Genomic DNA, 19,901 nt, shown 5'->3' with positions numbered 1-19,901 from the left:
TGACAAAAAGAATGAATATGTCAGCAACTCATGTAGAAGATTTGAAAAGTGTCATGGAAGACTGGAAAAATGAATTATTAGTATATAAATTTGCATTAGATGAAATGGATACAAAGTTTTCGATTATTAGTCAGGAATATAATTTAATCCATGGACACAACCCAATAGAGCATACAAAATCACGGATCAAATCCTTTGAAAGCATCGTGAATAAACTAGCGAGAAAAGGATGTGACATCACCACACAATGTGCTAAGGAGTACATACATGATATCGCTGGTGTCCGTATCATCTGTTCGTTTATTCAAGATATCTATAACATTATTGATGTTTTGAGGCAAAGAGAGGATTTAAAGATCCTTGAAGTGAAGGATTACATTCAGCATCCGAAACCAAATGGCTATCGAAGTCTTCATTTAATTGTTGAGATTCCTGTTTACTTAACGAATCGTGTGGAGTATGTGAAGGTTGAAATTCAGGTGCGGACCATTGCGATGGATTTCTGGGCGAGTCTCGAACATAAAATCTATTATAAACTGCAAAACGATGTTCCTCATCAGCTCACCGATGAACTAAAGGAAGCGGCAGATATCGCTCACTACTTAGATGAAAAAATGCAAAATATCAAACGAGAAATTGATTAACCAATAAAAAGAGTAGCTGTTTTGAATGACAGCTACTCTTTTCAGTCTTATTAAGGGTTGGTGCCTCGATCTCTCTTTTGAATGATCGTACCGTCATCTTGCGATTGTGCAGACGGGCTGCCTTTTTGTGTAGAAGTGCCAATCCAAACACCTGTGAACAAGAGCACAAAAATCGCACTTGAGATCAGCCATTTTTTCATCATACATCACTCCATCTTCTTAACAAGTTTTGAATGACAATGCCTTGTTCTGAAAATACATCGCTTCTTTCGGAAGACCATTTTCAGTTAAGTAGGCGGCTACATCCTGACAGATAGCCTCAAGATCAACAAGGAAATTCATAGATTCTAATTGATCACAATAAGAAATGATCTGCTCAATCATGTTGTCTGGCTGGAGCATCAATGTTTCTAAAATGGATAATTTAAGTGAAATGTTCCGTTGTTTTAAATTTTCTGCTTTTTGAAGTGAAAGCTGTACATAATAGTGGAACAAACCAGGCTTTTTCAGCTTAAACAGCGCTTTCGTGTAGGCATACAAGGCCAGTAAATAGCCGCCTGGAGAAGAAGTTTCGAATGCCTCAATCAATAAAGCCTTTTCTAGGAGCGGTACAGCTTCACTGTATTCATTTCTTAGACTTTTAATAAAGGCTGCATTGCAATACGCGTGACCAAGTAAATCTGGGTCCTCCATCTGTTCTAGTGAGTGAATCACCTGTCCAAACAAAGCTTCTGCCTCTTCATATTTCGATTGATCCGCATAATTCAGAGCAAGCATCATTTGACAGCTGATTGATTTTTTCACATAACATGGATCTGCGTCGTAAATAGACGAAGCCTTTTTTAAGTGGTGGATGGAGAGAAGTGTGGATCTTATATTATAGTATAGACATCCTGTTTTATAATGGAATTCTGCCTTTTCAATGTCATCATGTACGAGATCTAATTTATCCTCGGCCAATTTCAAATGGTGAAATGCTGTATCTTGATTCCCTCTGCGCATTTCATACATGCCTTTAAAGAAATAGAAATAGTAGCTGAGCATATCATCTGTACGAATCGCATTTTCATCCACAAAAAGACTGTGATCTAACGAAGCTGTATCTTCGACTAAATCTTTGAAACGGTATTCTAAAAGTTGATAGTAGAGTAAGACGTCTTGATTCTCTTCCATTCGATCAAATGCTTGAAGAATCTCTTCTTTTAGCTGTATTGCTTCTTGTATGTCTCTTTTTTTCATCAAGACATACCAGTCATTTAGCATATTAGCTACATCAACGGATGACAAAACACCTGTTTCTGCCAATTGGTATCCTCCTTTCTTCACCTATTCATTTCTGCTGATTCTTATTTGTCTGAATCATCTTTCCATATTAAGTATCTTCTTATATTTTAAGCGGTCTATCTCAATTTGTAAAACATGTTTTTTGATGTAAATTCAACCAGTAGTGAAAAAATTAGGGAGTAACGATTGAATTGTATACGCTTACATTTTTTTAGGTAAAAAGAGGATATTGAAAAAAATATATCAGGATATCAATAAAGGAAGAGAGACAGTGAAAGAGGGTTTTTTCATAGGTGAGAAAGAAGTGGTATTTATAAAGGAGTGTTCGCGGTTTTTTGTGAGATTATATCACATGAATATTGTGAAACATGCTTCTTTCAGAATAAAATGAGTTATTCGCAAAAAAGTAAAATTTAAAGAGACTATCGATCTAGAATTGTATGGATCTTTGGTATTGATAAAAAATATCACACAGTATAGCTTTAGCGTGGTATAGTAAGATTGTTGTTGCGAATATTTAGACAAAACTGACAATTGGGGGTCGTGTTTTATGAAGAAATCGATGTTACTGATCATGGGACTAATTGTTGTGCTCGTCATGGCAGCCTGTGGTTCAAAATCAGACAGCGGTTCGGGAGAAGGCAAAGGCACATATAAAATCGGGATAGATGTAACATATCCGCCATTTGAATTTGAAAAGGGCGGTAAAACTGTGGGAATAGACGTTGATTTAATTAACGCCATTGCGAAAGACCAAGACTTCAAAGTGAAGCTTGAAGCAATGGATTTCTCAGGGATTATTCCAGCGATGCAAGCAGGTCAGCTTGATGTTGGAATGGGTGGTATGAGTATTACAGATGAGCGTAAAAAGAAAGTGGATTTCTCAGATCCATACTTCGACGCTGGTCTGACAGTTGTTGTGAAAAAGGACAGCAGCATCAAATCAATTGATGATTTAAAGGGGAAAAAGCTAGCTGTTAAAAATGGGACAACAGGTGCAAAATTTGCAACAGATAACGCAGACAAATATGGGTATGAAGTAGTTCAATTCAATGACAGTCCATCTATGTTCCAAGAAGTATCTAATGGAAATGCAGATGCTTTAATTGAGGATTATCCTGTCATTACGTATGCGATCGCACAGCAAGACTTGAAATTGAAAACAGTTGGAGATCGCTTGAATGGAGACCAATACGGGATCTCAGTGATGAAGGGGAAAAACCAGGACTTATTGAAGAAAATCAATAAAGGGCTGAAAAACCTAAAGAAAAACGGTGAATATGACAAAATTATTGAGAAATATTTGAAGTCATAACACAAGCGAGGCGCGCTCAGAGCGCGCTTTCTTTATGTGTCAACCGTATGTGAATTAGGGAGGGAAAAACATGGATACGATTGTTAATGCATTTCCGTATTTAATGGAGGGTTTGCAAACCACTTTATATATCTTTGTTGTTGCTATCATTTTAGGTTTTATCATCGGGTTGATTGTGGCGCTATTCCGCCTGTCACCATTTAAAATCTTGAACTTTATTTCACTCATTTTTGTCAATGCCATTCGAGGTACGCCATTTATCGTACAGCTATTCTTCATTTATTTTGGGCTAAATACACTTGAATTCATTTCACTTGACCGAGTGCCGGCAGGGATTATTACAGTAGCGATTAACGCAGGAGCTTATTTCTCAGAAATTATTCGTGCAGGGATTCAGTCCATCGATAAAGGACAAACTGAAGCCGCACGCTCTTTAGGATTCACAGGTGGACAAAACATGCGCTTTATCGTCCTTCCACAGGCATTTCGCCGTATGCTTCCAGCCATTACTAACCAAGCCATCATCAGTTTGAAGGACACCTCTCTTTTATCGATTATCGGTATTGCTGATATCATGCAGCGGGGACAAGTTCAAGCATCGGCTACCTTTGATCCTTTGAATGTCTGGCTCATTGTCGGTGTCATTTATTTCGTGATCATTTATTTACTTTCTCTACTGGCTAGCTACGCAGAAAGGAGATTTGATGTGAAATGAGTATGATTACGGTGAAAAACTTAAAGAAATCCTTTGGTGACAACGAAGTTTTAAAGGACATTAATGCAGTCATCGAGGAAAAAGAGGTTGTATGTGTCATTGGTCCTTCAGGATCAGGGAAAAGCACATTTCTAAGATGTCTCAATAAATTAGAGGATATTACGGCTGGGGAAGTTGTTGTCCACGGACATACGATTACAGACCCAAAAGTGAATATCAATAAAGTGCGACAAGAAGTTGGTATGGTGTTTCAGCACTTTAATTTATTTCCTCATAAAACCGTGTTAGAAAATATCACGATCGCACCGGTGAAAGTAAAAGGGATGGAGAAGAAAGCGGCAGTCGATAAAGCATTAGACTTGCTTGAAAAGGTCGGCTTGAAAGACAAGGCCAAAAGTTACCCTAACCAATTATCTGGTGGACAAAAACAGCGTGTTGCCATTGCAAGAGCTTTGGCGATGGACCCGAAAGTGCTCTTATTCGATGAGCCGACATCTGCTCTTGACCCTGAGGTCGTTGGGGATGTTTTAGCTGTTATGAAACAATTAGCAGTCGAAGGAATGACAATGATTGTCGTCACACATGAAATGGGCTTTGCAAGAGAAGTGGGAGATCGCGTGATCTTTATGGATGGCGGATATATCGTCGAAGAAGACAAACCAGAAGCACTCTTTGGAAACCCACAGCACGAGCGTACCAAATTGTTTCTTAGTAAGGTGCTATAAAAAAAGAGTAAGAGCAGGTATGCTCTTACTCTTTTTCTTTGTGACGAGAATGAATATACCGATTCGCATGCATTTCCTAGGAAATATTATCGTTGGAAGAACTCAATCCACTCTTGGTCTGGCCCTCGGAAAAAGAAGTAGCAATAGCCATTGGGCAATGTTGTGATTTCTTCATCTATTAGCTCAATTTGCAGCTTTTGAATACGGTTGAATTCCGCGTGGATATTATCTGTTGTGAAGGCGAGATGGTGGACCTTTCCTTCAGATGGAAGGTCACTGCTATACCCTTGAATGAGTTCAATTTCCGTTTCCGCTTCGTCTTTAAAGCCAAGAAAGGCAAGTTCAATGACTCCGTTTGTATGAGTGATGCGATCCTTTAATTTCATGCCCACCACTTTTTCATAAAAATCAATGGACTGATCAATATTTGTCACCATAATCCCTGTATGATCTAAGCGTAATGTTGTCAAAAAAGAGCCTCCTCTATGTCGAGTTGATATTTTTCTCCTCATCTTATCATAATAGAAGTAACGTATACATTCATATGGTAGGATAGAGAGAGTCAATTTAGGATAAGGATGACACAAATGAAAAAAATCTCATTAAAACAAACATTTGCAGAACAAGTGAAAAAGGGATATCCGCTTATTTCAAAAGATGCTGTGTCGCGTGTGAACGGTGTACAGGAAGGCGAGCTCATTGAATGGGTAGATGAAAGAGGCTCTTTTTTAGGGAAAGGATATTATGGTGTGCAAAATAAAGGCATCGGTTGGGTGCTTTCCTTTGACGCTAACGAAAAAATAGATCAGGCCTTTTTTGTTTCTAAACTTGAACAGGCATCCAAAAGCAGAACGCATCTATTTCGTGATGCACAAACGACGGCTTTCCGTGTGTTCAATGGAGAAGGGGATGGAATTGGTGGAATCACGATTGATTATTATGATGGATTCTATCTCATCCAATGGTATAGCGAAGGTGTTTATACATTAAAAGAAGATGTATTGGCTGCGATTGAGCAGGTGTACCCTGACTATAAAGGCATTTATGAAAAGAAGCGATTTGATACGTCTGGACAATATATCGAAGATGACGATTTTGTAAAAGGGAAGAAAGGTGAATTTCCCCTTATCGTCAAAGAAAATGGGATGAACGTGGCGGTTTATCTAAATGATGGTGCGATGACAGGTATTTTCCTTGATCAGCGTCATGTGCGAAAAGCAATTCGAGATCGCTATGCAAAAGGAAAGACCGTCCTTAATACGTTCTCTTATACCGGCGCTTTCTCTGTAGCAGCAGCGCTTGGCGGGGCAAGCCGTACGACAAGTGTAGATGTTGCAAACCGCAGTTTGAAAAAAACATCTGAGCAGTTTGAAGTGAATGGCATTGATGTAGACGGGCAGGATATCAAAGTCATGGATGTCTTTAAATATTTCCCGTTTGCGGCGAAAAAAGGCTGGAGCTATGATGTCGTGATCTTGGACCCACCTTCTTTTGCACGAACGAAGAAACACACATTCAGTGCAGCGAAGGATTATAAGAAACTATTAAAAGAAGCCATCCAGATCACAGCTGAGAACGGCGTCATTGTGGCGTCAACCAATAGCAGTGCATTTGGGATGAAAAAGTTTAAAGGATTTATTGCGCAGGCCTTTAAAGAATCTGGGAAAACGTATCGTATTCTTGAGGAATATACACTTCCTGAGGACTTCCGTACAACGAAAAATTATCCTGAGGGGAACTATTTAAAGGTTGTCTTCATCCAAGCATAAGAAAAAGCCATTTTCCGATAAGGGGAAATGGCTTTTTCTATAAGGCAAACGACATCAGGATAGGCGCTGCACATAATGTAATAATGGCCGAAATGATCATGGACACACTTGAGATCGTGCCTGAGACCGAGCTCAGTTCAAAGGCCTTCGATGTGCCTGCACCATGTGCTCCTGTACCAAGCAGAACGCCCATTGCAATGTCATTATCAATACGGAAATAACGGATAACCAATGGCCCAATGATTGAGCCAAATAATGCTGTTAAAATGACGAAGACAGCCGTAACGGACGGCATCCCGCCAATCATTTCAGACACACTCATCGCAACGGGTGTTGTGACGGATCTTGGGACGAGGCTCTCGATCAGACTCGTGTCCAAATGAAACAATTTGGCGATAAACGCTGTTGATAAAATTGCAACGATAGAACCGCAAGCCACATTCAAAATAATTTCTACTGCATGCTTCTTCAGAATGTGAAAATACTTATATAAAGGAATGGCAAATGCCACAGTCGCAGGTTGAAGCATATTTGTCAGCCATTTTCCGCCTTGATTGTAAGCATCGTAAGGAATGTTCACGATTAACAGCAAGACCACAAGAACAACCGGTGTCACAAGTAAAGGGGAGACATAGACTTTCGGGTGACGTTTATAAACCGCTTTTGATCCGAGATAGATCAGAATGGTTAGGATCAAGAATAGTCCGCCAACTAACATAGCTTTTTTCGCTCCTTTCTTTTCGCAATCATCTGCGTCATCATGCCAGTCGAGAGCATGACCACAAAGGTACTAAGTAAAACCACAAGGACAATACTTGTGCCAGATTGAGAAAGTAATGTTCCGTAATCAATCACACCTACTGCTGAAGGGATAAAGAAGAGCAGCAGTTCTCCGAGCAGCCATACGGCGCCAAGTTCAATCCATTTTAATTTAATGATGTTAAAATGAAGTAATAAGAAAATGACAAGAATGCCTAAGATCGTGCCCGGAATTCTTAAATGCAAAAAGGCCGCCAGCACATTCATCAATTTCGCAAAAGCAAATAAAGCCATAATCTGAAGGGTAGCAATCAGCGACGTTTTGAGCAATTGCACTTTCTGTTCACTCCTTTTTCTATATAAATTGTTCACTGTTTCACAAAAACAACACAACGTTCTAATCGGTGAGCTTACTTTAAAGTGTACAGCACGTTCTATTATAGGTAAAATACATATATCGAATAGTTAGTATTCCTTTTGTCTATAGAAAGGGTGAACCATGTGGACATCAGACATTTAACATATTTCTTAGAAGTGGCACGGTTAAAGAGTTTTACGAAAGCATCGCAATCGCTCTATGTGTCGCAGCCGACCATTTCCAAGATGGTCAAAAACCTAGAGGATGAGCTAGGTGTGCAGTTGTTTTACCGTAATGGCAGACAGGTTGAAATGACAGATGCTGGACAAACCATGTATACACAGGCGAGTGAAATCACACAATCCTTTCAGAATTTAACGAGTGAATTAAATGATTTAATGAATGTGAAAAAAGGACATATCCGAATAGGACTGCCTCCCATGATTGGATCAAGCTTTTTCCCAAATGTGATGGGGGAATTCCGCCAGCAGTATCCAGATGTCACCTTTCAATTGGTGGAGCACGGCTCCATTAAAGTAGAGGAAGGGGTAGAGGATGGATCATTAGATATTGGTGTCATTGTTCTGCCTGCAAATGATAAAATTTTTCATACATACACCATCATTAAAGAGAATATGAAGCTTGTCACCCATCCATCACATCCGATGGCAGGACGTGATGAGGTTCATTTGGCTGATTTAAAGGAAGAGTCTTTTATTTTCTTTCGAGAAGATTTCGTTCTGCACAGCCGAATCTTAAATGAATGTATGAATGCGGGATTCAGGCCGAACGTTATTTATGAAACGTCACAATGGGATTTCATCAGTGAAATGGTTGCTGAGAACCTTGGAATCGGGCTTCTGCCTGAACGGATTTGCCGTGATCTAGATCCTGATAAAGTGAGGATCATTTCCTTAAATCCGTCTATTCCGTGGCATTTGGGTGTCATTTGGCGAAAGGACCGCTACTTGTCCTTTGCTGCAAGAGAATGGTTAAAGCATACAAAATCCTATGTGTGGGATGCAGAGTAAAAGGGAGGACGATACAGATGAAATTAAGCTGCGTGTCTCATCTTTTGGAAAAGGTTCGAGCGGAAAATCCGCTTGTCCATAATATCACCAACCAAGTTGTGACGAACTTTACAGCGAATGGACTGCTTGCTTTAGGTGCTTCTCCAGTCATGGCAAACGCCAAAGAAGAAGTGGCAGAAATGGCGCAATTAGCGGATGCACTTGTGCTGAATATCGGCACACTAACAAAGGATACAGTGGAGGCAATGGTCATTGCTGGACAAGCGGCCAATGAAAAAGGTGTGCCGGTTCTATTAGATCCTGTTGGTGTTGGTGCGACAACGTTTCGGACGAGTGCGGCGAAACAGCTGTTACAGCAAGTGGACATCACTGTTGTCAGAGGGAATGCTGCTGAAATAGCTCATTTAATTGGAGTGAATGGCTGGCAGTCAAAAGGGGTTGATGCAAAAGGGGCAAATGGAGATGTATCGTCTTTAGCAAAGCAGGCGGCAAAAGCCCTTCAAACCGTTGTGGCGATTACGGGAAAAGTGGATGTCGTGTCAGATGGAGAAGAGGTTCTATCTATTCATAATGGACACGAATGGTTAACCAAGGTGACAGGGACTGGCTGTTTACTCACCTCTGTCATAGGGGCATTTTGTGCAACAGGGGAACGGCCAATTCATGCGTCGGCATCAGCTCTGCTGTTTTATGGTGTCGCTGCAGAAAAGGCAGCTCAGCAGACAGAAGAGAAAGGGCCAGGCACCTTTCAAATCGAATTGTTAAACACGCTATCTAATACAAATGGTCAAGATGTGATCACGTTAGGGAAAATAGGGGGAGTTTTGCATGACGAAGGTTGATCAGCAGCTAATCAAACAGCAATTATCGGTTTATTTTATTATGGGAACAGCGAATACAAGCCGGCATCCGCTTGATGTGGTGAAAGAGGCCATTCAAGGCGGGATCACGATGTTTCAGTTTCGTGAAAAGGGTAAAGGTGCTCTGCAAGGTGAAGAAAAGAAAAAAATCGCTGAGCAGATTCAAGCACTTTGCCAAGAAGCGAATATCCCCTTTATCGTAAATGATGATGTACAGCTTGCAATAGATCTTGATGCAGATGGTGTCCATGTTGGGCAGGAAGATACACTTGCACAAGATGTACGGCAAAGAATCGGGAATAAAATATTAGGCGTGTCCACGCACAATCTAGATGAAGTGAGGCAAGCGATGAAGGACGGGGCAGACTACGTTGGGATGGGTCCAGTCTATCCTACAGAAACAAAAAAGGATACACGCAGTGTCCAAGGTGTTTCTTTAATCAACGAAGTACGTCAACACGGTCTTCACATTCCTATTGTGGGCATCGGCGGGATCACGTATGAAAATGCGGCACCAGTCATCCAAGCGGGAGCCGATGGCATTAGCATCATCAGCGCCATTTGCCAAAGCGCTGATCCGAAAAAAGCTGCGGAAGAACTAACATCTCTTGTCGAGTCAGAGAAAGCAGCTCTTTCATCTGTAAAAGACATGGATTGACTCATCCATGTCTTTTCTTATCTGCGTGAAAAATAGACAGTAGAGATACAATTGTGTACAATCTAATTGTTCGATTATTTTCGAAATGACAGGTAAATAAAGGAGAATGAATGATGGAAGTGCTCGATACGTATTTTCGCCGATATGATGAAGCGGGAAAAGGGCAAGAGCAAATGAACGAATTGCTGGCATTGTTTTCAGATGATGTCATGATTGTCTTAAATGGTGCTGAAAAGCCTGGCATCCAAGCGTTCACACAGTTTTTGAACACATTTTTCCACGTACATGAAGACATTAAGCATATGTGGGATGGCTGGGTGAAACGTGAAGATGGGAAGTATGAAACAAACTGGGCTGTTTGCGGAAAGTTAACAGACGGTCGTGTATATACAGCAGAAGGCATTGATATTGCGGAGCTGGATGATCAAGGAAAGATCGTTTATTTAGAAAACGTCCCGAAAAACCCAGAGTTATTCCAGCGATATTAAGAAGCCGGCAGAGCAGCCGGCTTTTTCTCATCAATCTGTATCCATATGCATACCTGTGTGTGCTTTTACTTGAATTTCTGTAAAGGTGTCTTCATCTGCTTTTTCAGAGGAGAAAATGGTGCCTAAGTAAGCCGCAAGGAATCCAAGCGGGATCGAGATAATCCCAGGGTTCGATAGTGGGATCAGCGGCTCTCCTGTGAAAATGGCTGCCCCTGATGGGTCCCAGACGCTTGGGCTGAGTGAAACGATCAGGAGTGCGCTCAGAAGACCTGTTAAGCTTCCTGCGATAGCACCTGTTGAGTTAAATCGTTTCCAAAAGACAGTGAAGATAATCAACGGTAAATTCGCACTTGCTGCCACTGCGAAGGCAAGTGACACAAGAAAAGCGACGTTTAAAGATTGCGCAAATAATGCAAGAATGATGGAAAGGATAGCCACGCCGATAGAAGCAAAGCGTGCCGCCTTCACCTGTTCCCGTTCACTCGCTTTCCCTTTGCGGATAATCTGGCTATAAAAGTCATGAGCAAAGGCAGACGCGGCGGATAAAACGAGACCGGTGACCACTGCCAGTATAGTCGCAAAGGCAATAGCGGAAACAAAGGCAAATAATAAATCTCCCCCTAGGGCCTGTGCAAGCAGTGGTGCTGCCATGTTTCCTGCTGCATCGGCTGCCGTAATTGCATCTGTTCCGACAAAAGCAGCGGCACCGAAGCCGAGGAAAACCGTCATTAAATAAAAAATCCCGATGATCCACGTAGCGGATAGAACAGATTTACGCGCAGAAATGGCATCCTTTACCGTATAAAAGCGGATCAAAATATGCGGCAAACCTGCTGTTCCAAGCACAAGTGCAAGGTTCAGAGACAGGGTCTCTAAAGGCACATCATATTTATTTCCCGGGTGAAGAAAAGCTTCACCAAGCGGGGTCGCTGTTTTCATCTGTTCAAACATCTTCAGCAGACTAAAATCAAACTTGGCAAACACAAGCAGCGAAATAATCAGCGTGCCCAGCATGAGAAGCACAGCTTTCGTGATCTGTACCCAGCTTGTTGCAATCATGCCGCCAAACACGACATAAATAGTCATCAAGACACCTACGATCAGCACCGCAATCCAGTAATCTATGCCAAGAAGCAGCTTGATTAATGCACCTGCCCCAACAAGCTGCGCAATCATATAAAAAGTGGAAACCGTGATGGTGTTAAAAGCAGCCACGCCTCGAATAGCAGGTCGTTTGAATCGTGCAGCAATCATATCAGCCATCGTATATTTTCCTAGATTTCGAAGCGGTTCAGCCACGACATAAAGGACGACAAGATACGCTACAAGAAAACCAATACTATAGAAAAAGCCGTCAAATCCATTTAAGGCGATCATGCCGGCGATCCCTAAAAATGAAGCAGCAGACATATAGTCCCCGGCAATGGCAAGGCCGTTCTGAAACCCAGTCAGACCGCCGCCTGCTGTGTAAAAATCACTCGCATTGCTTGTTTTTTTCGCAGCAAAATACGTGATGACCAATGTGAGCCCTACGATCGCTATGAATAAAATAAAAGCGGTCATACTCATTCGTCATCACCTCTTGATTCAATTTTTAAAGCGCTTACATATTTGTCGAACTGAGCTGCTTTTTTTGCATAAAGTCCACATAAAACCCATGTCATCACAAATTGCGTGAGGGCAAATAACCAAGCCCACGTGATCGCTCCAATTGCTGGCGTGTTCAAAAAGGTGAAGTAGGATGTAGCAACCGGAAGTGAAAAGTAAAAGAGAAAAAAGAAAATCGTCATCGGTACGATAAATCTGCGTTTTTCCTCAAGAAGTTTTCGAAAATCCTTTGAAGCGGCAACCTTCTTATAATGAACGTTTTTGTCTGCCATTGTTTCCTCCTTTGTACGAATTAGGGACAAGGTACTCCAATGCATATGAGCCGATCTGGTTGTTTATGACAGTATATCATAAAAAAGGCACCCGAAAAGGGTGATTAGCCTGATCAATTGTGGATATAAATATTGGGAAAATGAAAATAAACACAAGAAGCTGGAAATCAAATATAAGACCAAAGAAAAAAACTCTGTGATATCCATTGTCACATAGTCTGTAGATTCGATTTAGCAAATGAAACATTTGAGGTCATGATACGTTGGCATATTAACATCAAGAATTACATTACATAAACATGTAGAGAAGCAGGCTGATGGAGCCTGCTTCTCTTTTAATATTTTTTCCCAAGACGTGTCGTATGTGAAACTGTTTTAACATGCTTTTTACGCTTTGAATCTTTGTAGACAGATAGGACAAATTTGTTGTTCCAGTAACCATTTTTCGGGCTGTAGTATGTTTTGAATGTGTAATGAAAGACTTTTTGACCTGTTGATCCTGAAGCTGTAGTTACTGTTGTACCGAGTATGGCTATTGCTTTTAGTGTCAAGACTGCGCCAGCAACAGCATCGGTCCCTGTCGGTAATGCCAAAATTGTTGTTGTCACAAGAACGACAATAGCAAGAGTAACGTTGAATTTGTTTTTATAGGTTTTTTACAAGTCTCCACTGATAATCTTTGTTTGATTTTGTGTTAAATTCGCCGTCTTCACTTAATAATTCTGATCCAGCTTCTTTAAATTCTTTAATGTCTACTAGTTCATTGTTAATACGGAGTTCTTCTTTTGCCCGGTCATAAGAGACGCTATCTATTTGTTCACCATTATCAATCGTTATTGTTTGAGTGCTGCCTTTCACTACAGAATTGAAAGTATGTAGTTTGCCTTCAATTTCAGTTTGATAAGATTCTTTAATTTCTTGAGGTTCTAGGGTTACTGCGGCTACGGTTTGTAATGGAACTGTTAAAAATAGCGTCAGGCCTAAAAGTCCGATTATGAACTTTTTCATTTTGGATATTTCCCCCTTGTTTTTTGTGCAATAATAAACATATGGATAAAAAATGCTTTTCTTTTAAAAAAAGTTAATTGAGGAGTGATTGATGTGTTTTGGAATTGGGTAGTAGGCATGATTGGGATAATCATAGGGGCTTGTATCTTTGCAACGGAGTTCGAAGATGCTACTTTCTTCACTCGCTTTATTTTCAAGCTTATTGCGATTTTACTTCTTGTGTTTTCAGTGGCTTTTATTAAGTGGCGGCGTAAAAAAATACAACAGCATAATAATTCATAGTGCTCCCTCCTTTTTTGACATGTTTTCATCCTATCATTGATTGATTCACATTTGGGAATTCGTTGGAAAATTTCTTTTTGGGTTGCGGTGACCGCAATTTAGGTTCTTTTATTTGGGAGGCGAATTTATGATGACGGTAATATCAGTATTGATGATGTTAAATGGTGCTTGTTATTTTGCTGTTTATATGAAAAAACGTAAGAATAATAAAGAAAAAGAGATGGGGTATAAAGTTATTTTTGCTGTTGTTTTCTTTTTACTAAGTGTCCCATTCATCAATATGGTCATCACTGGATAATAAAGAACAGGCTGAAGAGCCTGTTTTTTTGTTATTTAAAATACATGGCGCCTATTTCAAAAACACCACTGCGATTGCGTATAAAAACCGATATGTCTTGTGCCCTACTTGCTTAAAAAGTGCTTGCGCTATGCCGAAAATTTTACATATAAATGGTTAAATAGGGTTTTATTAGGAGTTGTTGTGCTAACATTTATTAAAAATTGGTTTTCTAGGGGGGATTGTAGATGGCGTCTATACCGTCTCCAGTTGTAGCGATCAAGATAAATGAATGGTATAAGCAAATAAAAAGATTCAATGTTAAAGAGGCTCAGAAGCTAAGAGAAGAGGTTAGAAAAAAAATCGATGTCATGGAAGAAGATGAACAGGCGGTTCTTTATTTTCAGTTGATGGAGTTCCGTCATCAATTGATGACAGACTATGTGCAGCCTTCTAAAGAACCACTTGAAAAATCGGATTACTTGAAAGCTGTAGAAGGACAAGGCAAGAAGATGTCAGCCATTCTTGAATACTATTTTAATTTTTTTCAAGGAATGTACGAATTTAAAAAAGGTGAGTTTATTAGAGCTATTGTGTTTTATAAGCGCGCGGAAAAGCGCCTGGAGCAAGTAGGGGATGAGTTAGAAAGAGCTGAATTTTATTACAAATTATCAGAAGTGTTTTATCACATGAAACAGACACACGTATCTATGTATTACGTTGGTCTTTCTTATGATACTTATAAGGCACATAAGAGCAATTCCCTTTATATGATTCGAGAAATTAATTGTCTAACTGTTATGGCAGGTAATTTCATTGATTTTGAATGCAGAGAAAAGGCGCTTCCTCATTTATTGTCAGCTTTAGAAAAATCTAAGGCAATGTCTAATAAGCCAATGATTGTGAAGTCATTATTTAATATTGGGTGTTGTTTTAAAGGATTAGGTGATTTTAATAGGGCACTAGCTTATTTTAATCAGGTTATTCTAGAAGGAGAGCCTATTAATGCTACAGAGTTGCTTTTGGTTTATTATGAATTATCGTTATTTCATTTGAGTCAAAAGGAATTTATTAAGGGTGAAAGATTTTTCAAAAGAGGCTGGGAAGAAGCGAAGAATAGAAAAAATGATCTATTTTTATCGTTACTGATGGTATTGGAAAATTTATTTTTAAAAACAGCAAATTTAAGTGAAGTCATGAGCTCATTGGAAAAATTAGAGAATGAGAGGGGTTATCCATACATGGAAGACCTAGCGCTCGAAGCGGCTCGGTACTATAATGAGAATGGGCGTATGGATGAATCTGTAAAAATGTATGAAAAAGTGATGTACGCCCGAAAACAAATCCAAAGGGGCGACTGTTCATATGAATTTTAAAACGGTTCTTACTGGTTTTTTGAGTGCTTCAACATTGCTAGGTGTGATCTCATTATCATCTGTCGATTTTGATGTGAATTCAAGAAATGCTACTTCTCCAGAATCCACTGATCTGACTGTAAGAAATGCTACAGGCAGTAGCGTTACTACTGAGGATTTTCCTCTTATAACTTTATCTCAACAAGATAACGATTTTACTGTGAGGAATGGAACCCGTTCTAGTGAAAATCCTGATGTTCGTTTTGGAACCCGTGATTCTAGATTATCTACTTAATGAATCAAACAGACCTTTAGGGTTTGTCAGGCTGTCGAGAAAATCTCGACAGCTTTATTGTCCCCATTAAAACTTACATCTCCCCATTTTATAATAGAGAAAAGCATATACAATAACGGATCGGAAAGGTTATTGGTTCTACAAATCAGATCCGAAAGCATGAGCTCCGTGTCCTTTTCTTGAAAGCTGCACAAGATCTCAAAAGCACCAAAAGGCCATTTCAAGACATGTGTGAGAGGCATTTTCATTCATGCTCACCTAACATCATGACGTGGAAAATAAAAAAGAATGTAGAAAAACATGAGTTTCTCTACATTCTGGGCACCCGAAAAGGGTGCTTTCTACCGATAATGCGCAAGAAATGTTTGTCTTGCTTTTTCATATGCTTCTGCATCAAAATGATCTCCGCATTTGTGAATACACCAGGGCTCCACTTGCCTTGCAATCCCAACCTCATATCCCTGCTGTGCAAACTCAAAAGATTGTGACACATCATAAAAATGAAACCCGTCTAAGAGGTCCTCACGCCACTTGATATCATATTGTGTTGCCATAAAAAGACCGTCAATAGCAGAAGCTTTGATATAGCCTTGGGTTTCTGTCTGTGGATGACCAGATTCAAACGTCAGTAGCTGATAGGTGTCGTGCCGATATTCAATGACTTTCCCTCTGCAATCATGGCTCTCCCACCAGATTCCATTGTCTGGCACACTTTCTGCACCTATTACCCCAAGCATGCCAAGTGACGGATTCTGCAAGAAAAGTGGAATCAGCTCGAGAAGCATATGCTGTTTGACGATGAGTGTATCTTGATGAAGATAAATTTTAAACTGTGCAGGATGAGTGAGAGCTTCATTGTATGCAGAGGCCATACTTGATGCATGTCTAATGGGCAAAACCTCTACATGATACCCGTGCGGAGCAGGAAGTGAAGCGAGCTGCCGGAAGCAAGCTTGAAACATCGACTCATCATTTACACATAAAACAAATAAGATGGTGGGGCTACTCATTGAGTTGAACCGCCTCAACCACGTATTGATAGGCTGTCGCTGCCTCGTTAAAATCAAAACGAATGCCATGTTTTACGAGTAATTCATGTAGATCATTCATGACGCCCGTATAGGAAGGGTGTTGTACACGAATGGTTTCAAGCTCACGAACATGAAACCCGGCTGACTGGAAGAGGGCATGAATTTCGTGAAGGGTAAAGAAGCGTAAATGTGTTTGATCCATTAACCCTGCATCTGTATAAGTAAATCTCCCGGCTAGTAATTCTAAAACCGTTGAAATATGACCAATATTCGGAATGGAAGACAAGATGGCCCCTTCCCTTTTCAGAAAAGGTTTAACCTTTTTTAAAACGGCCCAAGGGTCCAATAAATGTTCAAGGACGTCTCCGAAAATGATGCAGTCAAATTGTTCATGCTGATAAGGCAGCGCCATCTGTTCAATATTGCCGCATAAAACATGATCCAGCGCTTTCTCAGCCTGCTTTGCCGCATCTTCAAAAGATTCAATTCCATATATGGTACGGTCTTGCTGTTTTAGGACTTTGCCAAGCTGGCCTGTGCCGCATCCGATATCCAAGATAGACGTCCATTCCTTGCGAATACGATGGACAATCACAGGGTTCACACCGTGATAATATTGATCCTTCTTTTGATGATAATAAGATAGAGAATCTGAACTCACGCGCCACCCACCTTTCTTCTTTCTTGTGTCTTATGCTTAATATATGGGTGGGGAGCTTGGTTTTATAACGAAAATGGGCAATTTTCATGAATGACAGCTAAAAAGGGGTCATATAAAGAACAGGGAACGGACTGTCCTCCTAAAAATAGAAAGACAGAACCCCATTGAGTGGAAGGGATTGGTATGATGAGGTGTTCAATTATTGTAGCGTATCGTCATGAAAGGATGTTTAAAAGGTCAATTGACAGGTTAGAACTTTAGCCAAAGCAATCTGAAAGACAAAGGATAACGGCGTTGATTACGGTTTGTTTATCATCTTCTGATCACCGTTGGATGTTAAAAAAGCTTGTATTTCCTCGATGCCTAGTCCAATTTTTTTCGCTTCTTGAATCAAATAAACCCACTCTTCGTCAACTCTTCTTTTCACTTGCGTATCCATAATATCCTCCAGTTCAATAAGACATATTCATCTGCAACCAATGACTTGAACAAACCGTCTAGTAACTGTACGTGTATGTGAATGGAGTACAAAAATAGATTTTTGTCGAAAAATGATGACATTTAACCTATTTTGTAAAATCTATCACCTACCACGTCCCTAAAAAAATGACTAAAAAACCCATAAATATTGAATTCTTACTTCTCATAATAAACAATTGTAAAGTCAGTTAAAAGATTATAAATTAAAATAATGATAAAGACCTAAATCATTTGACTCATATAAACCGATAAGGTTGACATATGCCATCAGCGTGAACAAATTTCATCTTTACAGGACGCACATATTGTTCGTTTGGGAAGTTCTTCTTAAGATGGTATTCTAAAAGAAACAGAATTCACCAAGAAGGAATGAAGAAAGACATGTATAGCCTTTTTCAAAAGTATCAAGAAGTTGTCATGTATCTGATCATGGGTGTGTGTACAACCATTGTCAACATAGTCAGCTTCTATTTATTCGTTGAGATGTTTTCTATGGATTACAAAACAGCAACGGTTGTTTCATGGGTATTTGCTGTGCTCTTTGCTTATATCACCAATAAGAAGTATGTCTTCAAGCAAAAGGCTCGTGACACAAAAAGCCTGATGCGTGAGCTTTCTTCATTTTTTAGTGTCCGTCTCATGTCTCTAGGTGTAGATCTGGGGCTGATGATTTTATTTGTGAGCCAAATGGCGCTCAACGAAACCGTCGCAAAAATTCTTGTTAACTTTGTGATTGTCGTGGTCAATTATGTCGCCAGTAAATGGTTCGTCTTCAAGAAAACAAAAGAAGATGCGATTTAACACATGAAAAAGATAGGTGATGTGAAATGAGCAGCAGGCCAGACGAATTATATGATGCCATATATCAACAAACAGAAAAGCAGCATGAACAAGTGTTGAGGCTAGTCAAAGAAATGACCGCACATCCAGAAGCATTTTCTGAACAAGAAAAGGAAAAGATCAACCGGATGGACATTGCGCTTCAAACAGCAACGGACATTTTAGAAAATTTAATGACCCCTGATACGCAAATGACCATTGTTTTAAGACAAGGGAGAATTCGTGTTGACCTAACGAAAGCGTAAAAGAAGCAGCCAATTGAAAAGCGGCTGCTTTTTATTATGCATCGCTTGTTTCCCGGAGTTGCTTTGGAGACATGCCGATTTTCTTTCGAAAGACTTTATTCAAGTAATTCGCATTTCGGTAGCCGCACTGTGTGGCGATTTCTTCAATCGAGTATTTCGTTGTTTTCAGTAACGTTTCCGCCTTTTCTAAACGAATATTGGTTAAATAATGAATCGGTGTGAAGCCAGTTGCCTTTTTGAATTCCCTCGTAAAATGACTTTTGGATAAACGTGCCGCAGCTGCCATATCGTCAGGCCCAATCTCCTCGTGAAAATGGTGGCTTGCAAATAAGGCCGCTTGGACGATGGGCTCAGGCCATTTCTCCATTTGTCCCTCAAGCTTTGGCAAATATGAATACAGTTCCATGACAAATTGATAAGCAAGGCTAGACCCCTCAAATGGATTGGTAATCCGTCTTTCACTGGCTTCATCATAAATCTTCTTTAGCAGGCGGATCGGTTTGGAATTCGGATGAAAACGCATGACCTGCTTTCCTTGATCGATAAATTGATCAAAGCAAAGGTCACAGGCTTCCCCATAAAGTGTTAAATAGAGAAATTCCCAATGTTCACTGTCTTCTGGAAAATAGTATTGATAAGCACTGGGGCTTTTCACCAGAAAGGCCTGTCCAGGCAATACTTTAAATCGTTTCTGTCCGATTTCAATCATGCCGTGTCCAGACAGTGTGAGCTGAAAGATGCACTTGCCCTGATCCTTCCGCTCTACGCCATTCCAGCTGTATAACGAAGATGATTGAACTTCCCAGCCAACAGACCAGATTTGGGCCGGCAATGTCACATCAGAATGGTGAAAACGAAATGCAAATGCTTCTTTCTTCAAATTGGAAACCCTCCTTCACAGCAAAAAACAACCTTTTTCTATTTTGAATCATGGTACACCT

General features: G+C 40.1%; 27 protein-coding genes. 14 read left to right on the top strand and 13 right to left on the bottom strand.

Going from position 1 to position 19,901, the window contains the following annotated elements; translation table 11 throughout:
- Nucleotides 1-11 precede the first annotated feature (11 nt).
- Complete coding sequence (locus MHI20_RS11850; protein WP_178897442.1) at nt 12-644, top strand: GTP pyrophosphokinase; 633 nt, start codon at nt 12-14, stop codon at nt 642-644.
- 50 nt (nt 645-694) lie between these two features.
- Here the strand turns inward: MHI20_RS11850 and MHI20_RS11845 are convergent, their stop codons facing one another.
- A complete protein-coding gene (locus tag MHI20_RS11845) occupies nt 695-844 on the bottom strand; it encodes a hypothetical protein (protein WP_178897441.1) in 150 nt (49 codons plus the stop codon).
- A gap of 19 nt (nt 845-863) precedes the next feature.
- Nucleotides 864-1,949: a response regulator aspartate phosphatase gene (locus tag MHI20_RS11840; protein ID WP_058337081.1), complete on the bottom strand. Its 1,086-nt coding sequence runs from the start codon at nt 1,947-1,949 to the stop codon at nt 864-866.
- A 529-nt stretch (nt 1,950-2,478) separates the two neighbouring features.
- Here MHI20_RS11840 and MHI20_RS11835 point away from each other — a divergent pair.
- From MHI20_RS11835 to MHI20_RS11825, 3 genes are all read left to right on the top strand, one after another.
- Complete coding sequence (locus MHI20_RS11835; RefSeq protein ID WP_268372607.1) at nt 2,479-3,243, top strand: transporter substrate-binding domain-containing protein; 765 nt, start codon at nt 2,479-2,481, stop codon at nt 3,241-3,243.
- 70 nt (nt 3,244-3,313) lie between these two features.
- Nucleotides 3,314-3,958: an amino acid ABC transporter permease gene (locus MHI20_RS11830; protein ID WP_039165129.1), complete on the top strand. Its 645-nt coding sequence runs from the start codon at nt 3,314-3,316 to the stop codon at nt 3,956-3,958.
- On the top strand, nt 3,955-4,683 hold the full coding sequence (locus tag MHI20_RS11825) for an amino acid ABC transporter ATP-binding protein (RefSeq protein ID WP_007497858.1): 729 nt from the start codon (nt 3,955-3,957) through the stop codon (nt 4,681-4,683). The genes MHI20_RS11830 and MHI20_RS11825 overlap by 4 nt, the downstream gene beginning before the upstream one ends.
- Nucleotides 4,684-4,769: 86 nt before the next feature.
- On the opposite strand, the gene MHI20_RS11820 is transcribed toward MHI20_RS11825, so the two are convergent.
- Entirely contained in the window at nt 4,770-5,153 is a 384-nt protein-coding gene (locus MHI20_RS11820; RefSeq protein ID WP_008345541.1) for a VOC family protein, read from the bottom strand.
- A gap of 117 nt (nt 5,154-5,270) precedes the next feature.
- Here MHI20_RS11820 and MHI20_RS11815 point away from each other — a divergent pair, with 117 nt between their 5' ends.
- Nucleotides 5,271-6,452: a class I SAM-dependent rRNA methyltransferase gene (locus MHI20_RS11815; protein WP_289346000.1), complete on the top strand. Its 1,182-nt coding sequence runs from the start codon at nt 5,271-5,273 to the stop codon at nt 6,450-6,452.
- Between the two features lie 37 nt (nt 6,453-6,489).
- On the opposite strand, the gene MHI20_RS11810 is transcribed toward MHI20_RS11815, so the two are convergent.
- Entirely contained in the window at nt 6,490-7,170 is a 681-nt protein-coding gene (locus MHI20_RS11810; RefSeq protein ID WP_007497850.1) for a CidB/LrgB family autolysis modulator, read from the bottom strand.
- Entirely contained in the window at nt 7,164-7,547 is a 384-nt protein-coding gene (locus tag MHI20_RS11805; protein ID WP_008345527.1) for a CidA/LrgA family holin-like protein, read from the bottom strand. Before MHI20_RS11805 ends, MHI20_RS11810 begins: the two co-directional genes overlap by 7 nt.
- A 165-nt stretch (nt 7,548-7,712) precedes the next feature.
- On the opposite strand from MHI20_RS11805, the gene cidR reads away from it, so the two are divergent.
- From cidR to MHI20_RS11785, 4 genes are all read left to right on the top strand, one after another.
- Nucleotides 7,713-8,600 carry a cidABC operon transcriptional activator CidR gene (gene cidR, locus MHI20_RS11800; RefSeq protein ID WP_008345526.1) on the top strand — a complete coding sequence of 296 codons (888 nt, stop codon included), beginning with the start codon at nt 7,713-7,715 and terminating at the stop codon, nt 8,598-8,600.
- A 17-nt stretch (nt 8,601-8,617) separates the two neighbouring features.
- Nucleotides 8,618-9,442: a hydroxyethylthiazole kinase gene (gene thiM / locus MHI20_RS11795; protein WP_281215470.1), complete on the top strand. Its 825-nt coding sequence runs from the start codon at nt 8,618-8,620 to the stop codon at nt 9,440-9,442.
- Nucleotides 9,429-10,118: a thiamine phosphate synthase gene (gene thiE, locus MHI20_RS11790; RefSeq protein ID WP_340938551.1), complete on the top strand. Its 690-nt coding sequence runs from the start codon at nt 9,429-9,431 to the stop codon at nt 10,116-10,118. Before thiM ends, thiE begins: the two co-directional genes overlap by 14 nt.
- Before the next feature lie 113 nt (nt 10,119-10,231).
- Nucleotides 10,232-10,606 (top strand): nuclear transport factor 2 family protein, encoded by a 375-nt coding sequence (locus MHI20_RS11785; RefSeq protein ID WP_008345523.1) that lies wholly within the window; start codon nt 10,232-10,234, stop codon nt 10,604-10,606.
- 30 nt (nt 10,607-10,636) lie between these two features.
- Here the strand turns inward: MHI20_RS11785 and MHI20_RS11780 are convergent, their stop codons facing one another.
- The 4 genes from MHI20_RS11780 to MHI20_RS11765 all read right to left on the bottom strand — a co-directional run bounded on the left by MHI20_RS11780 (nt 10,637) and on the right by MHI20_RS11765 (nt 13,494).
- Nucleotides 10,637-12,175 (bottom strand): solute symporter family protein, encoded by a 1,539-nt coding sequence (locus MHI20_RS11780; RefSeq protein ID WP_007497838.1) that lies wholly within the window; start codon nt 12,173-12,175, stop codon nt 10,637-10,639.
- Nucleotides 12,172-12,486, bottom strand: a complete 315-nt coding sequence (locus tag MHI20_RS11775; RefSeq protein WP_017360149.1) for a DUF485 domain-containing protein — start codon at nt 12,484-12,486, stop codon at nt 12,172-12,174. The genes MHI20_RS11780 and MHI20_RS11775 overlap by 4 nt, the downstream gene beginning before the upstream one ends.
- Nucleotides 12,487-12,821: 335 nt before the next feature.
- Nucleotides 12,822-13,079 (bottom strand): hypothetical protein, encoded by a 258-nt coding sequence (locus MHI20_RS11770; RefSeq protein WP_340938542.1) that lies wholly within the window; start codon nt 13,077-13,079, stop codon nt 12,822-12,824.
- Between the two features lie 52 nt (nt 13,080-13,131).
- A complete protein-coding gene (locus MHI20_RS11765; protein ID WP_326112174.1) occupies nt 13,132-13,494 on the bottom strand; it encodes a hypothetical protein in 363 nt (120 codons plus the stop codon).
- Nucleotides 13,495-13,906: 412 nt separating this feature from the next.
- On the opposite strand from MHI20_RS11765, the gene MHI20_RS11760 reads away from it, so the two are divergent.
- The 3 genes from MHI20_RS11760 (at nt 13,907) to MHI20_RS11750 (ending at nt 15,703) form a co-directional block, all read left to right on the top strand.
- On the top strand, nt 13,907-14,074 hold the full coding sequence (locus MHI20_RS11760; protein WP_155403686.1) for a hypothetical protein: 168 nt from the start codon (nt 13,907-13,909) through the stop codon (nt 14,072-14,074).
- 227 nt (nt 14,075-14,301) lie between these two features.
- Entirely contained in the window at nt 14,302-15,429 is a 1,128-nt protein-coding gene (locus MHI20_RS11755) for a RapH N-terminal domain-containing protein (RefSeq protein WP_178929752.1), read from the top strand.
- Complete coding sequence (locus tag MHI20_RS11750; RefSeq protein ID WP_041091528.1) at nt 15,419-15,703, top strand: hypothetical protein; 285 nt, start codon at nt 15,419-15,421, stop codon at nt 15,701-15,703. Before MHI20_RS11755 ends, MHI20_RS11750 begins: the two co-directional genes overlap by 11 nt.
- Before the next feature lie 341 nt (nt 15,704-16,044).
- Here the strand turns inward: MHI20_RS11750 and MHI20_RS11745 are convergent, their stop codons facing one another.
- The 3 genes from MHI20_RS11745 to MHI20_RS11735 form a co-directional block, all read right to left on the bottom strand.
- A complete protein-coding gene (locus MHI20_RS11745; RefSeq protein ID WP_243172954.1) occupies nt 16,045-16,713 on the bottom strand; it encodes a glycosyltransferase family protein in 669 nt (222 codons plus the stop codon).
- The gene (locus tag MHI20_RS11740) at nt 16,706-17,395 is read right to left on the bottom strand and encodes a class I SAM-dependent methyltransferase (RefSeq protein ID WP_024719497.1); all 690 of its coding nucleotides are present in this window, start codon (nt 17,393-17,395) and stop codon (nt 16,706-16,708) included. The genes MHI20_RS11745 and MHI20_RS11740 overlap by 8 nt, the downstream gene beginning before the upstream one ends.
- Before the next feature lie 298 nt (nt 17,396-17,693).
- On the bottom strand, nt 17,694-17,834 hold the full coding sequence (locus MHI20_RS11735) for an anti-repressor SinI family protein (protein ID WP_008345506.1): 141 nt from the start codon (nt 17,832-17,834) through the stop codon (nt 17,694-17,696).
- A gap of 458 nt (nt 17,835-18,292) precedes the next feature.
- On the opposite strand from MHI20_RS11735, the gene MHI20_RS11730 reads away from it, so the two are divergent.
- Both MHI20_RS11730 and MHI20_RS11725 read left to right on the top strand, forming a co-directional pair.
- Nucleotides 18,293-18,676 (top strand): GtrA family protein, encoded by a 384-nt coding sequence (locus MHI20_RS11730; RefSeq protein ID WP_024719496.1) that lies wholly within the window; start codon nt 18,293-18,295, stop codon nt 18,674-18,676.
- Between the two features lie 26 nt (nt 18,677-18,702).
- Nucleotides 18,703-18,960 (top strand): hypothetical protein, encoded by a 258-nt coding sequence (locus MHI20_RS11725; RefSeq protein WP_008345502.1) that lies wholly within the window; start codon nt 18,703-18,705, stop codon nt 18,958-18,960.
- A gap of 34 nt (nt 18,961-18,994) precedes the next feature.
- Here the strand turns inward: MHI20_RS11725 and MHI20_RS11720 are convergent, their stop codons facing one another.
- Nucleotides 18,995-19,840: an AraC family transcriptional regulator gene (locus MHI20_RS11720; protein ID WP_008345501.1), complete on the bottom strand. Its 846-nt coding sequence runs from the start codon at nt 19,838-19,840 to the stop codon at nt 18,995-18,997.
- Between the last annotated feature and the right edge of the window lie 61 nt (nt 19,841-19,901).

This window comes from Bacillus sp. FSL K6-1106, assembly GCF_038005245.1.
Taxonomy (GTDB): Bacteria; Bacillota; Bacilli; order Bacillales; family Bacillaceae; genus Bacillus; species Bacillus altitudinis.
This window is presented reverse-complemented; position numbering and strand designations above follow the sequence as displayed.

Bases quoted from the DNA above. Each gene is read 5' to 3' on its own strand.
- thiE (WP_340938551.1), top strand. From the start codon at position 9,429: ATGACGAAGGTTGATCAGCAGCTAATCAAACAGCAATTATCGGTTTAT.
- MHI20_RS11730 (WP_024719496.1), top strand. From the start codon at position 18,293: ATGTATCTGATCATGGGTGTGTGTACAACCATTGTCAACATAGTCAGC.
- MHI20_RS11750 (WP_041091528.1), top strand. From the start codon at position 15,419: ATGAATTTTAAAACGGTTCTTACTGGTTTTTTGAGTGCTTCAACATTG.
- MHI20_RS11780 (WP_007497838.1), bottom strand. From the start codon at position 12,175: ATGAGTATGACCGCTTTTATTTTATTCATAGCGATCGTAGGGCTCACA.
- MHI20_RS11830 (WP_039165129.1), top strand. From the start codon at position 3,314: ATGGATACGATTGTTAATGCATTTCCGTATTTAATGGAGGGTTTGCAA.
- MHI20_RS11835 (WP_268372607.1), top strand. From the start codon at position 2,479: ATGAAGAAATCGATGTTACTGATCATGGGACTAATTGTTGTGCTCGTC.
- MHI20_RS11785 (WP_008345523.1), top strand. From the start codon at position 10,232: ATGGAAGTGCTCGATACGTATTTTCGCCGATATGATGAAGCGGGAAAA.
- MHI20_RS11810 (WP_007497850.1), bottom strand. From the start codon at position 7,170: ATGTTAGTTGGCGGACTATTCTTGATCCTAACCATTCTGATCTATCTC.
- MHI20_RS11760 (WP_155403686.1), top strand. From the start codon at position 13,907: ATGACGGTAATATCAGTATTGATGATGTTAAATGGTGCTTGTTATTTT.
- MHI20_RS11745 (WP_243172954.1), bottom strand. From the start codon at position 16,713: ATGAGTAGCCCCACCATCTTATTTGTTTTATGTGTAAATGATGAGTCG.
- MHI20_RS11755 (WP_178929752.1), top strand. From the start codon at position 14,302: ATGGCGTCTATACCGTCTCCAGTTGTAGCGATCAAGATAAATGAATGG.
- MHI20_RS11825 (WP_007497858.1), top strand. From the start codon at position 3,955: ATGAGTATGATTACGGTGAAAAACTTAAAGAAATCCTTTGGTGACAAC.
- thiM (WP_281215470.1), top strand. From the start codon at position 8,618: ATGAAATTAAGCTGCGTGTCTCATCTTTTGGAAAAGGTTCGAGCGGAA.
- MHI20_RS11725 (WP_008345502.1), top strand. From the start codon at position 18,703: ATGAGCAGCAGGCCAGACGAATTATATGATGCCATATATCAACAAACA.
- MHI20_RS11845 (WP_178897441.1), bottom strand. From the start codon at position 844: ATGAAAAAATGGCTGATCTCAAGTGCGATTTTTGTGCTCTTGTTCACA.
- MHI20_RS11850 (WP_178897442.1), top strand. From the start codon at position 12: ATGAATATGTCAGCAACTCATGTAGAAGATTTGAAAAGTGTCATGGAA.
- MHI20_RS11765 (WP_326112174.1), bottom strand. From the start codon at position 13,494: ATGAAAAAGTTCATAATCGGACTTTTAGGCCTGACGCTATTTTTAACA.
- MHI20_RS11735 (WP_008345506.1), bottom strand. From the start codon at position 17,834: ATGGATACGCAAGTGAAAAGAAGAGTTGACGAAGAGTGGGTTTATTTG.
- MHI20_RS11775 (WP_017360149.1), bottom strand. From the start codon at position 12,486: ATGGCAGACAAAAACGTTCATTATAAGAAGGTTGCCGCTTCAAAGGAT.
- MHI20_RS11815 (WP_289346000.1), top strand. From the start codon at position 5,271: ATGAAAAAAATCTCATTAAAACAAACATTTGCAGAACAAGTGAAAAAG.